This window comes from Micromonospora radicis (genome assembly GCF_003583405.1).
Lineage (GTDB): Bacteria > Actinomycetota > Actinomycetes > Mycobacteriales > Micromonosporaceae > Micromonospora > Micromonospora radicis.
On the sequence record NZ_QXEC01000004.1, the window covers coordinates 1 to 16,535 of the forward strand.

The following is a 16,535-nucleotide window of genomic DNA, read 5'->3' on the forward strand; positions in this document are numbered from 1 at the left end:
GGCATGCTGACGCCGGAGGTCAGCCTGCCCCGGGTCGGTTTCCCTACACCGCACGGACCCCCTCGTCGACCCCTAGGAGGTAGCCGAGGCGCTCGCGGCGCTCCGGAATCAGGATGGCTTCGGAGGCGTCCGTCAGGGTTGCGGACACCTGACCGCCGTGCTGGACGCCGTCGACCGGTACACGCTCGGTACGGCGTGGCAGCCTGTTGCCGTAGCCAGTTGGCAGGGTGGCCCGTGTCGGTATGCGGCGTATCGTGCCAAGATCACGCTCGATCCGGGATCAAGTGGTATCCGGCGCATGGTGCGGCCACTGGATCCAGGATCGAGCGTGATCTTGGCGCGGCCCCCCGACACGTGACGGTTCCGGAGGCACGAACTGGGGCGTTTGACCGTGGTCTGCGAGAGGGTACGCAACGCCTCGACCATCCGGTCTCTGTCGTCGGCGTACGCGATGTGCCGTTCGGTCGGGTGGGTGGGCGGCGGGGGGCGTTTCCGGGCCGGGGCAGCGGGAAGTCGGCCGGGCAGACAGTCGACGTTGCAGGGGAGGCCTGGTGGCTCAGCAGGCTCGGTTCACCGTCGCCCGCGATTACCTGCCCCCGGTGGCCGGGGCGCCACTGTGGTGCGACGCGCGGGAGTTCGGACTCAGGGGTGACGGGGAGACCAACGACCAGCCCGCGCTGGCCGCCCTGGTGGACCGGCTCGGCGAGGGGTACGCCGCCGACGGCCGAGCCCGGGTCATCTACTGCCCGCCCGGGATCTACTCGATCCGGGACGCGGGCACCGTGTGGCGCAGTGGCGTGTCCCTGATCGGCGCGGGATCGGGGGCGACCCGGTTCCTGCTGAGCAACGAGGGTAACCGGGCCGAACCGACGCCCCTGGCGTACTGGACCACTGTGCAGCACGGCGCGGACCGTGACCGCCACATCGCCGACTGTACCTTCGCCGACTTCGAGATCGACGGCTCGGGCGTGGCCATGGCCCAGTACAGCTACCTCGCCAAGGGGTTGGGCTTGCAGTACGTCGTGCGGGGGGTGTTCCGCAACCTCTACATCCACCACACCGGGGCCACCGGGCTGGGCTGTGACTTCCTCCAGGACTGTCTGATCGACGGCGTGGTCGCGGTGGGCTGTGGCCGGCTGGACAACGGCGAACAGATGGGCGGTGCCGGCATCGGCGTCGGCATCGGCGGTTGGGGTGACATCGAACGGTGCACCATCACCAACTGCACCACCCTCGGCAACGGCACGAACGGGATCTTCCTGGAACTGCAGAAGTCGTACTGGAAGCCGCCGCGCGGGTACCGCATCATCGGCTGCCACAGCCAGGCCAACCGGTTCGGCATCTCCGACTGGGGCGCCGACGGGCTGATCGTGTCCGCGTGCACCCTCACCGGCAACCTGGAGGCCGGTTTCGACGTGTCCGCCAACGGCACCGCCGGTGTCGCCGGGCGCGGCGGCATCCTGACCGACTGCGTCGTCGACCGCAACGTCCGCGACGGCATCAGCATGGGCAACACCCCGGGCCCGTACACCATCCGGGGCAACCGGATCAGCGGCAACGGTGGGTACGGCTACCACCAGCACGACCTGGGCAACGGCTATCAGGGTGCCGCGTCCGACGTGGTCATCGACGGCAACGAGTTCTGGGAGAACGGGCTGGATGCGATCCGCGTCGACCGGCCGATGGTCGACGCGGTGCTGGTGGACAACCGGATCCGCAACAACGGCCGACAGTGTGCCCCCGCCGCCAGCGGCGCCGGGGAGTCGGTCCGTTACGCCCGCCGGGCCATGACGGACGGCAGCGCCCACTGGCGCACCGACGGCCATCGGGGCAAGGTGCTGCGGGTGGGTGGTCGGGTCGCCGTGGTGGTCGGCAACACCGACACCGCCCTGGACCTCGCCGACCTGCGGCCGGACGCGGCCAACGCGTGGAACGAGGACGTCCCGCCGCCGGGCATGGCGTACGAACTACCGGCACCGGAGCCGGTGCGGGCCGGCATCGCGGTGAACGCCCACCTCGAGTCGGCGACGGTGCGTGGCAACCGGATCTGGGACAACCGGGAGGATCCGACCCAGAGCTACGGCCTCTGGATCACCGAGCTGGGTTGCTGTGTCTCCTGCCGGGTCGAGGACAACGACCTCGCCGGCAACGCCGACGGGCCGCTGCGGTTGGACAGTCAACCGGTCGGCGGTCGTTGGGACCGCAACCACACCGAAGTGGACTGACTCAGCGCCGGTCGGCTTCCGCGGCCGCCGTCGCCTCGGCGTGCCGGTCGCGCAACCGGGCCCGGATCTCGTCCGGGCTGTACGCGCGCCGCCGCCGCTCGGCCCGGGCGATCACCACGCCCGAGGCCGCGACACCGGCCAGGCCGGCCAGACCGAGGACCTTCCACCACCGCACCCGTCGCGCCATCCGCTTAGGGTAATCCCTATGAGCATCAGCCTGGACGAGGCGGTGGAACTGACCCGGACCGGCGACGTGTGGGTGTTCCGTGGCCGCAGCGTGCCCGACCGAGCGATCCAGTGGACCACCAACAGCCCGGTCAACCACGTCGGCATGGCCGTGGTGCTGGACGACATGCCGCCCCTGATGTGGCACGCCGAGCTGGGCAGGTCGTTGCCGGACATGTGGACCGGCAGCCACCAGCGCGGTGTGCAGCTGCACGACCTGCGGGACGCGGTCTGCGTCTGGGCCAACCGGTACGGCCAGCGGGCCTGGCTACGCCAACTCGACCCACCGGTTGACGCGGAGATGGAGCGGGCGGTGCTGCAGACCATCGCCCGGCTGGACGGCACACCCTTCCCGTCCACCTCCCAGTTGGCCTGGCGGTGGCTGCGGGGGCGGGTGCCGACGCCACGGTTGCCGTTGCCGGCGGCCCGGCGACGCCCCACGGCGGTGCGCGAGGCGAATCTGGAGACCGCGTACTGCGCGGAGGTCGTCGCCGTCACCTACGAGGCGATGGGGCTGCTGCCGGCTGGCCGCCGGCCGAACTGGTACGACCCGGGCCGGTTCTGGAGCGGCGACGACCTCGGCCTGCACGGCGGGGCCGACCTCGGCAGCGAGATCGAGGTGCGGATCCCGTCCCGGTGAGGTTTGGCCAGGTGGCCGGGGGGCAATTGCTTGCGGCGTGAACACCTCCACCGACCTCGACACCCTGACGGAGTTCTTCGACCGGTACGGCGTGGCGCTGACCGTCGGCGACCTGCCCGCGATCGCCGGCTGCTACGCGCTGCCGGGGCTGGTGGTCGCCGACACCTACAGCTTCTCGTTCACCTCCCCGGCGGCGGTGGCGCTGTCCTTCGTGGGCGCCGCACCCGACTACGCCGAGCGGGAACTGGTCGCCGCGCACGCCGAACTCGAAGACGTGCAGCAGGTCTCCGCGCTGCTCACCATGGTGGCCGTCCGCTGGGAGTTCCTGGACAGCCAAGGCCGGCAGGTGCCCGGTGAGCGTTACCGCTACCTGCTGCGCGCGACCGAGGACGGACTGGTCATCTGCATGGTCGCCCGGACCGGCTGAGCCGCCGCCGGTACCAGCGCCGGTACCGCCGCCGTTCCCCTGCCGGTACCGCGGCCGTCCGCACGGTCACCCCGGCGAGCCCGGCCTTCCCCTGCCGGTACCGCGGCCGTTCCCCTGCGGTACCGGCGTCCAACCCCGCTGGCCAGGCGGAAGGCGCCGTTGGGGCGGTGTCGGGGGGCCGGTCGTCCGGTACCGCCCCGCCCGTTTCGCATCCCCTGCCGAGGTGACTAGGCTGGCGCGTCGGTGACGACGAGGGGGGACCTCAGTGTCAGTGGGGCCGACCGGCGCAGAGTCCGGCGCAGAGATCAGTGCGGAGACCAGCGCGGCGGCCGGCGACGAGCCGAACGGACGGGGTCTGCCCAGGGTGATCGCCTCGGCGCCGTGGGTGGTGGTCCTGGTCGGAGTCTCGGTGCTGGCGGTGCTGCTGGTGGCCGCCATGTTGTCGTTCCGGGAGCCGGAGCAGCCGGCGGCCTGGACGCCTGGGCCGCCGATGGTCCTGCCGACACCGGGGGAGGTGACGGCGACGCCGTCCACGCCCACCCCGACCACGGCGTCGTCCGCTGGACCCACGACGGTACCGCCGCCGCCGAGCGGGTCGTCGACGCAGCCGGCGGCGCCCTCGCGGACCTCGTCGGCCGCCGCGCGGGCAGACGCCGACCGCTCGCCGGAGGGCGCCGTACCGGGCGCGCCGGCCACCCCGGCCGAGCCCGTCGACACCGGCGTGCTCTCGGCCAGCTACCAGGTGGACAGCGCCGACCCGATCTCGTTCCGGGCGCGACTGGTGGTGCGCAACGGCACCGCCCGGTCGAGTGACTGGACTGTGGAGCTGCGGTTCACCGGCCAGGTCAGCGGCGTACGGGCGTCCAGCGGACCGGGGGTGTCGGTGACCATCAAGGGCGCCGGCTGGTATCTGCTCAGTGGCGCCGAGCCGCTCGACGCCGGCGCGGGACAGACCGTGGACCTGCGGTTCACCCGGGTCGGCACCGGCGAGTACCCGGCCCACTGCGCGGTCAACGGCGACGCGTGCTCGATGGGTTGACCGTACCGTTAGGAATCCTGGTGATTCGCCGGATGCTTCCCGGAATCGCTCTTGATCGTTAAGCTTGCCGGGTTGCCCGCTGAGGAGAGACATGTCCGGTATGCGTCGCGCTCCGCGTGAGATTCCGACCCACGCCTCCACCGCTGTTGTGTCCTCGCCCTGGATCCTGGTGTCGGTCGGGGTCGGCGCGATGGTGGTGTTGCTCGCCATCGCCGCCGGCGCGTACCGGGGCCCGGGATCGAACTACGATCCGCTGCCCCCGGTCGGTGCCGTACCGCTGCTGCCCGAGCGGGCCTCGTCGGCCGGACGTGAGGCGTCGGCGTTGCCGTCGCGGGCGGTGCCGGGGTTGTCGCCACGTCGGACCGATCCGCCGAGCCCGTCGCCCACCCGGACCACCGCCACCGCCACCGCCGCGGCCACGGCCACCGCTACGGCCCCGGCCGCGACGCCGAGTCGCCCGGCGGCCGTACCGCCGCCGGCCACCAGCCCGCCGGCCCCGGCGCCCCCGCCGCCGCCGATCGAGGCACGGTACCGGGTGGCGGACACCTTCCCGGGTGGCTTCATCGGCGAGCTGTCGATCCGTAACGCCTCCCGTGGCGACCTGGGCTGGGTGGCGCGGGTGGAGTACCCGGGCGGCCGGGTGGTCACCGCCTGGCTGGAGGGTGTGCCACAGGGGACGTTCCAGGACCGACGCGGCACCCTGGTCTATCGCAGCGGGCCCGACCTGGCGGCGGGCTCCGCCGTGGCGCTGCGCTTCCACGTCGAGTTCGCCTCGTCGCGGCCGGCGAGTTGCGTGGTTTCCGGTCGTCCCTGCGGCGGCCTCTGAGGATCGTCCGTCGGTCGCCGACGGCTCCTTTGCTGTTCTTGCGCAAGGTGTCGGCACCGTTGCCGGTTCGTTTGCAAGGTATTGCAGAATGTTTCGGCAAGAGCTAGCGTGCGGGCCATTCAGCGACCAGAGGAAGGCCGTCGATGAAACCCCCGCCGATACCGCGTAAGGCCGTGCTCGCTCTCGTCTTCCTGCTCACCCTCACCCTGGTCGGCGCGCCGGTCGCGGCGCACCCGAGCCGCGCCGAGGCAGCGGGTCCGGCCGCCGTCGGGCCGCTCAGTCCCACCGGCGCCGTCACCTGGCCCACCGGGCCCTCCGCCACGGCTCTGCTCGCCGCGGGCACCACCCATGCCCGGGCCGAGCAGTTCTACTTCGTCCTGCCCGACCGGTTCGCCAACGGCGACCCGCGCAACGATCGGGGTGGCCTGACCGGCGACCGCCTGCGCACCGGCTACGACCCCACTGACAAGGGGTTCTTCCAGGGCGGTGACCTCAAGGGACTGATCGACAAGCTGGACTACATCGAGGGGCTCGGCACCACCGCCATCTGGCTCGCCCCGGTCTTCACCAACCGCCCCGTACAGGGCAGGGGCGACGACGTGTCGGCCGGCTACCACGGCTACTGGATCACCGACTTCACCCAGGTCGACCCGCACTTCGGCAGCACCGCCGACCTGAAGAAGCTGGTCCAACTCGCGCACCGGCGCGGCATCAAGATCTACCTCGACGTCATCGTGAACCACACCGCCGACGTCATCGGGTACGCCGAGGACCGGGTCGGCTACGTGGACAAGGCGACCGCGCCGTACCGCGACGCACAGGGCCGGCCGTTCGAGGACCGCAACTACGCCGACGGCAGCCGGGCCTTCCCGGCGGTGAACACGCGGTCCTTCCCGTACACCCCGACCTTCGAGACGCCGGCCGACGCGAAGGTCAAGGTACCCGGGTGGCTGAACGACCCGACCATGTACCACAACCGCGGCGACTCCACCTTTGTCGGGGAGAACAGCGAGTACGGCGACTTCTTCGGCCTCGACGACCTGTGGACCGAACGCCCCGAGGTGGTCCGTGGGATGACGAAGATCTACGCCGACTGGGTACGGGACACCGGGGTCGACGGCTTCCGGCTGGACACCGTCAAGCACGTCAACATGGACTTCTGGCCGCAGTTCAGCCAGGGCGTCAACCAGGCCGCCGCGCGCGCCGGCAAGAAGGACTTCTTCATGTTCGGCGAGGTCTACAGCGCCGACCCGGAGATCACCTCCGACTACGTACGCCAGGGTGCCCTGCCCGCCACCCTGGACTTCGCGTTCCAGGAGGCGGTCCGGGGCTACACCGCCAACGACGGTTCCGCCCGGGCACTGGCCGACGTGTACGCCCGCGACGACCTGTACGCCGCCCGGGACACCCACGCCGGTCGCCTGCCTACCTTCCTGGGCAACCACGACATGGGCCGGATCGGCTCCTTCATCGCCGCCGGCCCCACCGACCCGGCCAGCCACCTGCGCCGCGACCAGCTCGCCCACGAGCTGATGTTCCTCACCCGGGGCCAGCCGGTGATCTACTCCGGTGACGAGCAGGGCTTCACCGGCGCGGGCGGCGACAAGGACGCCCGGCAGCCGATGTTCGCCACGCGGATCGCGGACTACCTCGACGACGATCTGCTCGGCACCGACCGCACCCACGCCCAGGACCAGTTCGACCGCACGCACCCGCTGTACCGGACCATCGCCGGGCTGGGTGCGCTGCGCCAGGCGCACCCGGCGCTGCGCGACGGAGTGCAGCTGACCCGGTACGCGGCCGACGGCGCGGGTGTCTTCGCCTTCTCCCGGTTCGACCCGGACGACCGCACCGAGTACCTGGTGGCGGTCAACAACGCGACGACGGCGCAGACTGTCACCGTGGACACCTGGTCGGCCGGCACCACCTTCACCGGCATCTACGGCACCGCCGGTCGGCCGGTGGCCGCCGGCAACGGCAAGCTGACCGTCACGGTGCCGCCGCTGTCGGCCGTGGTGCACCGGGCCGGCAAGCCGGTCGCCCTGCCCACCGCCAAGCCGGGCCTCACCCTCACCGTCGCCGACCCGGCGCCGGCCCCCCGTGCCGAGGTGACCGCCCAGGTCACCGAGGATCCGCTGGCCACGGTCACGATGGCGGCCCGGGTCGCAGGCGGTCGGTGGACCCTGCTCGGCACCGCCCACCGGGCCCCGTACACCGTGCACCACGACCTGACCGGCCTGCCCGCCGGCACGAAGGTCGAGTACCAGGCCGTGGTCCGCGACGGTCGGGGGCGCACCGCGACCGCCCGGACCGCCGCCACCGTCGGCACCCCCGCGCAGACCGGTTCGGCGCGGGACTGGCTGGTGGTGCACCACCAGCGACCCGACGGTGACTACGCCGACTGGCGCCTCTACACCTGGGGCGACATCGACCCGGCGTACGCGACCGAGTGGCCGCAGGGCCAGCCCTTCGCCGGCACCGACACCTACGGGCGGTTCGCCTGGGTGAAGCTCAAGTCCGGCGCGCGATCCGTGGGCTTCGTGGTCGTCGACGCCGACGGGAACAAGGACGTCGAGGACGACCGGACGGTGGACGTGACCCGGACCGGCGAGGTCTGGGTCAAGCAGGGCGACCCGGCCACCTACCCGAGCCGGGAGGAGGCCGCGGGCGAGCCCGCGCCGCCGGTCGAGCAGGGCACGGCGGTGCTCCACTACCGGCGTGCCGACGGCAACTACGACGGCTGGGGCCTGCACCTGTGGGACGGGGCCGCCAACCCCACCGACTGGGCCCGCCCGATGCCGCCGACCCGGATCGACTCGTTCGGCGCCGAGTTCCGGGTGCCGCTGGCCGAGGGCGCGACCGGGCTCAGCTACATCGTCCATCGCGGCGACGAGAAGGACCTGCCGCAGGACCAGCGCCTGGACTTCGCCGAGGCCGGCCGCGAGGTGTGGTTGCTCGCCGCGACGCCCGGCCGGCTGCTGCCCGCGACGGCCACCGGCAGCGGTACGGACACCGACATCGGCCGGTCGCGGGCGCACTGGATCGACCGGTCCACCGTGGCCTGGCGCACCGGACCCACCGACGGCAGGGCGTACGCCCTGGTGAGCGCCGAGGCGGGCGGGGTACGCGTGGTCGACGGCGAGCTGACCGGCAGGTACACCTCGTTGCCGTTGACCGCGCAGCGCAACGGGCTCACCGAGGCCCAGCGCGCGGCGTTCCCGCACCTGTGGGACCACCGGGCCTTCACTCTGGACCGGCGGGATCTGGCCAGGGTGCCGGCCGCGTTGCGCGGGCAGCTGCTGGTCACCGAGCGGGCCGCCGACGGCACCCTGCTCGGCGCCACCGGCGTGCAGATTCCCGGCGTGCTCGACGACGTGTACGCCCCGGCCACCGCCGCCTCGTTGGGGGCGAGCTTCAGCGGCGGCGTACCGACCCTGGCGGTCTGGGCGCCGACGGCCCGGACCGTGTCGCTGGAGCTGTTCGACTCGCCGACCGCGACCCCGCGGACGGTGACCATGCGCCGCGACGACCGCACCGGCGTCTGGTCGGTGCGCGGCGCGCGGGACTGGACCGGCAAGTACTACCGCTACCGGGTGCGGGCCTGGCAGCCGGCCACGCAGGAGATGGTCACCGCCTCGGTGACCGACCCGTACTCGGTGGCCCTGGCGGCGAACTCCACGCACACCCAGATCGCCGACCTGACCGATCCGAAGCTGGCCCCGCCCGGCTGGTCGACGCTGCGCAAGCCGGCGGCGGTACCGGACGCCAAGGTGCAGATCACCGAGCTGTCGGTGCGGGACTTCTCGATCGCCGACAGCACCGTGCCGGCGCAGCGGCGGGGCACCTTCCTCGCCTTCACCGACCCGGCCAGCGCCGGGATGAGACATCTGAGGGCGATCAGCGAGGCTGGGGTGAACCACCTGCACCTGTTGCCCGCGTTCGACTTCGCCACCATCCCCGAGCGGCGGGCCGACCAGCGGCAGCCGGACTGCGACCTGGCGGCCCTGCCGCCGGACTCGCCGCGGCAGCAGGAGTGCGTCGACGCGGTCCGCGACACCGACGGCTACAACTGGGGGTACGACCCGCTGCACTACACCGTCCCGGAGGGCGGGTACGCCGTCGACCCGGACGGCACCGCGCGGACCACCGAGTTCCGGCAGCTGGTCGCCGGGGTCAACGGGGCGGGCCTGCGGGTGGTCATGGACGTGGTCTACAACCACACCTCGGCCGCCGGCGCCGACCCCAGGTCGGTACTCGACCAGATCGTCCCCGGCTACTACCACCGGCTGCTCGACGACGGCACGGTGGCCACCTCCACCTGCTGCGCCAACACCGCCCCGGAACACGCGATGATGGGCAAGCTGGTGGTCGACTCGCTGGTCACCTGGGCCACCGCGTACAAGGTGGACGGATTCCGCTTCGACCTGATGGGACACCACCCGAAGGCGAACATCCTGGCCGTACGCAAGGCGCTGGACCGGCTGACGGTGGCCCGCGACGGCGTGGACGGCAAGAAGATCCTGCTCTACGGCGAGGGCTGGAACTTCGGCGAGGTGGCCGACGATGCCCGGTTCGTCCAGGCCACCCAGGCCAACATGGCCGGCACCGGGATCGGCACCTTCAACGACCGGCTGCGGGACGCGGTCCGCGGCGGCGGCCCGTTCGACGACAACCCACGGCAGCAGGGCTTCGCCTCCGGGCTGTTCACCGACCCGAACGGTGACCCGGTCAACGGGTCGGCCGCCGAGCAGCGGGCCCGGCTGCTGCACCAGCACGACCTGATCAAGGTGGGGTTGGCCGGCAACCTGCGTGGCTACCGGTTCACCGACTCGGCGGGCCGGACGGTCACCGGCGCCCAGGTCGACTACAACGGCTCACCGGCCGGCTACACCGAGGCGCCCGGCGAGGCGATCACCTACGTCGACGCGCACGACAACGAGATCCTCTACGACGCCCTCGCCTACAAGCTGCCGCAGGCCACCTCGGCCACCGACCGGGCGCGGATGCAGGTGCTCGCGCTGAGCACGGTGGTGATGGGCCAGGGCGCCGGGTTCGTCACCACCGGCACCGAACGGCTGCGGTCGAAGTCGCTGGACCGCAACTCGTACAACTCGGGGGACTGGTTCAACCAGATCCGCTGGGACTGCGCCCAGGGCAACGGGTTCGGCATCGGTCTGCCGCCCGCCGAGGACAACCGGGACAAGTGGCCGTACGCCCGGCCGCTGCTGGCCGACCCGTCGCTGGTGCCGGAGTGCGGTGCGATCGAGCTGACCGACGCCCGCTACGCCGAGCTGCTGCGGATCCGGGCCTCGTCGCCGGTGTTCGGACTGCCCACCGCGCAGCAGGTGCAGCAGCGGGTCGGCTTCCCGCTGTCGGGTCCGGGCGAGACGCCGGGGGTGCTGACCATGACCCTCGACGCCCGTGGCCTGGGCGGGCAGTGGAAGTCGGTGACGGTGGTCTTCAACAGCACCCCGAAGTCGGCGACGCAGCGGGTGACCGGGCTGCGCGGGGCGGACGTGGCGCTGCATCCGGTGCTGCGGTCCTCGGCCGATCCGGTGCTGCGAACCGCGACGTTCGACCGGGCCAGCGGCACGTTCACCGTGCCGGCCCGCAGCGTGGCCGTCTTCGTACAGCGGTAACCAAACCCACGGAGGGGGCCGGCCCGTGCGGGCCGGCCCCCTCTCGGGTTTGCGGGACGTCGGGCGGTCAGCCGCCGATCGCCACCGCGAAGATGTGCATCGTGGCGACGCCGACGGCCGCCCGGGCGCTGATGTTCGGCAGGTCGACCCGGACCACCTCCTTGTCCTCCAGCGGGAGCCCGACGACGTAGACCGTCGCCTGGGTGTTGGCGCGTCCGTTGTTCGGGCGGTTCTGGTACGGGGCGACGATCGCCCCGACGCCACCGGGCCGGGGCGGGCCGGCCCAGTCCGGGCAACCGAGGGTGTGGGTCTTGCGGCTGCCGTCGGCGTAGACGACGGTGGCCGGTCCGGAGACCGCGCCGTACGTGCCGGTCAGCAGGAACCCGAGCGTGCTACCCCTGCCGGTCACCTTGATGGACTGTCCGGAGGCGATGATGTTGTCGGGGCTGCCGACGGCGCCGGGCCAGGTGAAGTCCACTCCGGCGGCGGTGACGGTGGCGCCGGGGGTGACGCCGACCTGGGCCAGCGCCTGGGCGGAGATGGTGCCGCCGTTGCCGTCGAAGTTGCCGACGTTGGTGTTGTTGTCGTCGGTGACGCCGATGTTGGTGAAGCTCTCCTCGACCGGCGCCTCCCGGCCGTCCCAGACCCGGACCCGGGTGGCGGCGGACGCGGTCCAGTCCCGGCCGCTGACCTCGGCCACCAGGTCCGCGGTGCCGGACTGCGCGGCCTCGGCGGCGGTGACCGTGAACTCGACGGTGCGCTCCGAGTCCGGGGGCAACGGCCGCAGGTCGCGATGCTGCGGCGTGACGCTCCACCCCGACGGGACGGCCAGCGACACCCGCGCCGAGGGGGCGATCGGCATGTCCACCGCCCGCACGGTGACGGCGACCGTCGCCGCCGCGCCCGCACCGATCTCGTACGGCGCGGTCACGCTGATCTTCTGCAGCGCGTACGCCCGGTAGGTGTGCCCGGCCTTGGCGGCGAGCTCCACCAGGTCGGTCTCGACCTTCTTGGGCTTGACCACGCCGTTGCCGCGGGTGATGTCGCGAATCGTGTAGCGCCCGGCGAACAACTGGCCGCGCAGCCGCACGGTGCCGTTGCGGTCGGCCTTGATCCTGACCTCGTCGGCCTGACCGCCGCTCCACGTCGCGTCCACGGTGTAGCCGCCGCGACCACGCAGCCCCTTGACCTTGCCGTCCGGCCAGGCCGCCGGCAGTGCGGGTAGCAGGTGCAGTTCGCCGGCGTGGCTCTGCAGCAGCATCTCGGCGACGCCGGCGGTGGCGCCGAAGTTGCCGTCGATCTGGAACGGGGGGTGCAGGTCGAACATGTTGGGGGCGAGGCGGGCGGGGGTGGCCAGGAAACGGATCAGGTCGTGCGCCCGGTTGCCCTCTTCGAGTCGCGCCCAGAAGTTGATCTTCCAGGCGAGGGACCAGCCGGTGCCGTCGTCGCCGCGGATCTCCAGGGTCCGGCGGGCCGCCTCGAACAGCTCGGGGGTGCCGCGCCTGGTGATCTGGTTGCTCGGCGACAGGCCGTACAGGTGCGAGACGTGCCGGTGGGTACGCTCGGTCTCGACCCAGTCGTAGAGCCACTCCTGGATGTTGCCGCGCGAGCCGATCTGCATCGGGGCGAGCCGGTCGCGGGCGGCCAGCACCTGGGCGCGGAAGTCGGCGTCGGTCTTGAGCAGCTTGCTGGCCTGGGCGCAGCCGTTGAACAGGTCGACCAGGATCTGGTTGTCCATGGTCGGCCCGGCGCAGATGCTGGCGTCGGGGTGGTGGCCGATCTCCGGCGAGTTCGACGGGTTGGTGACCAGGTAGCCGAGGTTCGGCTCCTCCACCAGGGTGTCGAGGAAGAACTGTGCCGAGCCCTTCATCGCGGGATAGTTGGCGCGCAGGAAGTCCAGGTCGCCGGTGAACAGGTAGTGGTCCCAGATCATGGTGGCCAGCCAGGCGCCACCGGTCTGCCACATGCCCCAGAACGCGCCGTCCACGACCGACGAGCCACGCCAGGCGTCGGTGTTGTGGTGGGTGACCCAGCCGCCGGCGTTGTACTGCACCTGGGCGGTACGCGCCCCGCTGATGGTCAGATCCTTGATCATGCCGAACACCGGCTCGTAGCACTCCGACAGGTTGGTGGTGTCGGCCGGCCAGTAGTTCATCGGCAGGTTGGCGTTGATGGTGTACTTCGAGTCCCAGGCCGGGGTCAGCGAGTCGTTCCAGATGCCCTGGAGGTTGGCCGGTTGGGTGCCGGGTCGGGACGAGGAGATCAGCAGGTACCGGCCGAACTGGAACAGCAGCGCGGAGAACTGCGGGTCGTCGACGCTGTTGTGCTGGGCGATCCGTACGTCGGTCGGCTGGTCGGCCGCCGCGGTGCGGCCCAGGTCGAGTTCCGTACGCCCGAACAGCTTCTGGTAGTCGGCCACGTGCCGCCGGCGCAGCACGTCGTAGGCGGTGCCCTCGGCGGCGGTCAGGTGCCGTCGCGCGATGCCCTGGTAGTCGCCGCTGACGTCCTGGAAGTTCACGTAGCTGGAGCCGATCGAGACCAGCAGCGTCACGCTGTCCGCGCCGGTCACCGACAGGGTGCCGCCGGAGCTGCTGACGGTGCCGCCCTCGGCGACGGCCCGGGCCAGTGCCAGGAACCGGACCTGGCCGGCCACACCCTCCTGGTTGCCGGAGAGTCCGTCGAGCGCGACGGTGGTGCCGTCCGGGCTGGACAGCGTCGAGCGCTGCGGGCTGTCGAACCGGGCGGTGAAGGTGATCGAGCCCGGCTGGTCGGCGGTGAGCCGCATCGCGATCACCTGGTCCGGCGCGCTCGCGATCGTCTCGCGCCGGTACCGGACGCCGTCGCGGACGAACGACACGGACGTGGTGGCCGTGGTCAGGTCCAGCTGGCGGTGGTACTCCGAGACGGCGCTGGGCCCGGGGAAGGTGAACCGCAGGTTGCCGACGGTCTGGTACGCGAGCTGTCCCGGCGGGTTGCCCATCATGGTCTGGTTGACCATGCTCTGGGCCTGGCTCCACTGGTTGGCGAAGACCAGTCGCTGGATCTCCGGAAGCGCGGCCGCGCCCCGCGGATTGCTCGAGTCGTACGGTCCGCCGGCCCAGACGGTGTCCTCGTTGAGCTGTAGGCGTTCGTCGATGTTGCCGAAGACCATGGCGCCGAGGCGCCCGTTGCCGATCGGCAACGCCCGCAGCCAGTCGGTGCCGGCGGCCTGGTCGTACCAGAGCGCCAGGTCGTTGGCGGCGCGTACCTCTGCGGGTGCGGTGGACGACGCGCGGGCGACCGCCGTCCAGGGCCAGGGGAGCAGTGCGGCTCCGGCGCCGACGGCGCCGGCTTGGAGTAGCTGCCTTCGGGTCAGGTCTGACATGTGGGTCCTCCACAGGAGACGGGTTTTCCTTGCCGGAGGTCGGCCTTGTTCCGAGGTGGTGACGCGGGCTCGACGACGATGGGCGGCGGCGGGGGTCCGGTGCGGGGCGATGGCACTGATGAGGCTCTCTGCAAGGTGACGGCAAGGCTACAAACATGTGATGTATCTAGTCAACGCCTGTAACGAAAGTGTTGACGATGGCGCTCAAGCAGTGGCGACGTGCCGCTCAATGCGACACGTCGCCTTTGCCCGTTCGTGTTGACACTCGGTAATCATCAGACCTTTGTGGGTGTGAAGGGCTCATGACCGCGCGTACTCGGGCGGTCGGTCGTGACGCCCGCGGTGTACGACGTGGACCGGCCCCCTTCCGCTGGCGCGGAAGGGGGCCGGTCGGTTGACCCGCAGGTGCGGCCGGTGGCCGCCCGTCAGGCGATCAGCCGAAGCAGCGGGGGACCGGCGTGAACGACCCCTCGCAGTTGGTCGGCTTGTTGGCCGTGATGGCCGACTTGTCGTCCACGTTGACCTCGCCCAGGAAGTTGAACACACCACCCGGACGCAGCGTCGCGAAGTTGTGCGCGACCTTCGTCTTGTCCAGGTCGGTCCGGGCGATGACGTTGAAGATGCCGCCGCCGACGCCCAGCGGGCCGACGGCCCGGTTGCCGCTGATCTCGCTGTTACGGAAGGTGGCCTCGCTGAAGACGGTGAACACGCCACCGCCGAAGAAGCCGGCCTTGTTGGAGACGACCTTGCTGTCGTCGACGTTGGCGATCGCGCCGAACGCCAGGGCGATACCGCCGCCCACGCCGACCGTGCTGTTGCTGGCGACCTCGACGTGCTTCAGCTCGATGCTGCTGTCGCCCGCCGCGGTCACCCCGCCACCGGCCAGGACGGCCGTGTTGTCGGTGATCTTCGCGGCCTTGATGGTGCTGTTGCCCTCGATGTCGAGGTAGCCACCACCGAAGCCGAGCACCTCGTTGCTGGTGATCTCGGTCTTCTCGATCAGGGTGGTCCCGCCGTCGATGTCCTGGCGGAAGATGAACGCCGCGCCGTTGGAGATGCCACCGCCGCCGATGATGGCGTCGTTGTTGGTCACCCGCGACTCGCGGACCTGCAGCACGCCGGCGTTGAAGATGCCGCCGCCGTAGAAGAAGGCCGTGTTGTCGGCGACCGTGGTGTGGTAGAGGCTGGCCTTACCGAAGTTGGCCAGACCGCCACCGACCCCACCGGCCTGGTTCGCCACGATGTGGGTCTCCTCGAACTGCGCGGTGCCACCCGGCTGGACCAGCACGCCCGCACCGTCGTTCGGCTCCGGCTGGGCCAGCACCGAGACCTCGCCCGGGGCCTGGGCGGCCTTGAGCGCGGCGCCCTTGGGCTTGGCCTGCAGCACCGGCATGTAGTCCTTCCCGGCCTGGGCGACCTTAGTCGCCTCGACCGAGTTGGAGAACCGTGACCAGACCGCCTCCGGAGTGTCCCCGGCGGCCGCCAGTTCGCGGGTCTGACCACCCTTGATGGTCAGGCCCTTGGCGGTCAGGTTGCCGCCACGGCCCACGTTGAGGATCCGGAAGTTGTCCGCGGTGGCCGCCCGGACGATCTTGGTGTCGTGCCCCTTGAGCACGAGGTTCTCCTCGATCACCGGCAGGCCGTTGCCGAACTCGTCGGACCGGGTCAGCGTGTAGGTGCAGCCCTTGGCCAGTTCCAGCACGCCGCCGTGGTTCTCGTTGGCGAAGATGATGGCCTGGATCAGCTTGTCCGAGTCGCAGGGCACCTCCTTCCCGCGGTCCTTGTCGCCGCGACCGCGGTCGTCCTTCTTGCCCTTGTGCCCCTCGCGGCCCTCCTCCGCAGCCTGGTCGCCGTCCTTGTTGACCTGCTGGGCGGTGGACCAACGGGGGCTTTCGGTGCCGACTGCGCCGGCGCCGGTGGCGACACCGACGGCGGCGATGCTGACCACGCCGGTGAGCCCGGCGACGCCGGCGAGCCAGAGCTTGCGGCGCCGCTTGGGCGCCACCTCCGACTCGGCGGCGTTGTTCTTAGCTAGGTAGTTGGACATCGGAGCTCTCTGCCCTCTCGTCGTACCAGACAGGGTCGTCGCACACCGGCGAGCGTCCCCTGCTACAAATCGGTTGTAGCTCCCACATGCACCGTATGAGAAG

The 16,535-nt window shown here is 71.4% G+C and carries 9 protein-coding genes; 6 read left to right on the top strand and 3 right to left on the bottom strand.

The window, feature by feature from the left end; translation table 11 throughout:
• Positions 1-551: 551 nt before the first annotated feature.
• Complete coding sequence (locus D2L64_RS06005) at positions 552-2,225, top strand: right-handed parallel beta-helix repeat-containing protein (RefSeq protein ID WP_119573708.1); 1,674 nt, start codon at positions 552-554, stop codon at positions 2,223-2,225.
• A gap of 1 nt (position 2,226) precedes the next feature.
• On the opposite strand, the gene D2L64_RS06010 is transcribed toward D2L64_RS06005, so the two are convergent.
• A complete protein-coding gene (locus D2L64_RS06010) occupies positions 2,227-2,412 on the bottom strand; it encodes a hypothetical protein (RefSeq protein ID WP_119573709.1) in 186 nt (61 codons plus the stop codon).
• A gap of 18 nt (positions 2,413-2,430) precedes the next feature.
• Between D2L64_RS06010 and D2L64_RS06015 the strand changes: the two genes are divergently transcribed.
• From D2L64_RS06015 to pulA, 5 genes are all read left to right on the top strand, one after another.
• Positions 2,431-3,090 carry a hypothetical protein gene (locus tag D2L64_RS06015; RefSeq protein WP_119573710.1) on the top strand — a complete coding sequence of 220 codons (660 nt, stop codon included), beginning with the start codon at positions 2,431-2,433 and terminating at the stop codon, positions 3,088-3,090.
• Positions 3,091-3,127: 37 nt separating this feature from the next.
• Complete coding sequence (locus tag D2L64_RS06020) at positions 3,128-3,517, top strand: hypothetical protein (protein WP_119573711.1); 390 nt, start codon at positions 3,128-3,130, stop codon at positions 3,515-3,517.
• Between the two features lie 265 nt (positions 3,518-3,782).
• Positions 3,783-4,556, top strand: a complete 774-nt coding sequence (locus D2L64_RS06025) for a cellulose binding domain-containing protein (RefSeq protein WP_147376196.1) — start codon at positions 3,783-3,785, stop codon at positions 4,554-4,556.
• Between the two features lie 91 nt (positions 4,557-4,647).
• On the top strand, positions 4,648-5,382 hold the full coding sequence (locus tag D2L64_RS06035; protein WP_158603462.1) for a cellulose-binding protein: 735 nt from the start codon (positions 4,648-4,650) through the stop codon (positions 5,380-5,382).
• 143 nt (positions 5,383-5,525) lie between these two features.
• Positions 5,526-11,021 carry a pullulanase-type alpha-1,6-glucosidase gene (gene pulA / locus D2L64_RS06040; RefSeq protein WP_119573715.1) on the top strand — a complete coding sequence of 1,832 codons (5,496 nt, stop codon included), beginning with the start codon at positions 5,526-5,528 and terminating at the stop codon, positions 11,019-11,021.
• A 67-nt stretch (positions 11,022-11,088) separates the two neighbouring features.
• On the opposite strand, the gene D2L64_RS06045 is transcribed toward pulA, so the two are convergent.
• Positions 11,089-14,385: a glycosyl hydrolase family 95 catalytic domain-containing protein gene (locus tag D2L64_RS06045; RefSeq protein WP_233558797.1), complete on the bottom strand. Its 3,297-nt coding sequence runs from the start codon at positions 14,383-14,385 to the stop codon at positions 11,089-11,091.
• 433 nt (positions 14,386-14,818) lie between these two features.
• Positions 14,819-16,432 carry a hypothetical protein gene (locus D2L64_RS06050; RefSeq protein ID WP_119573716.1) on the bottom strand — a complete coding sequence of 538 codons (1,614 nt, stop codon included), beginning with the start codon at positions 16,430-16,432 and terminating at the stop codon, positions 14,819-14,821.
• Positions 16,433-16,535: the final 103 nt, after the last annotated feature.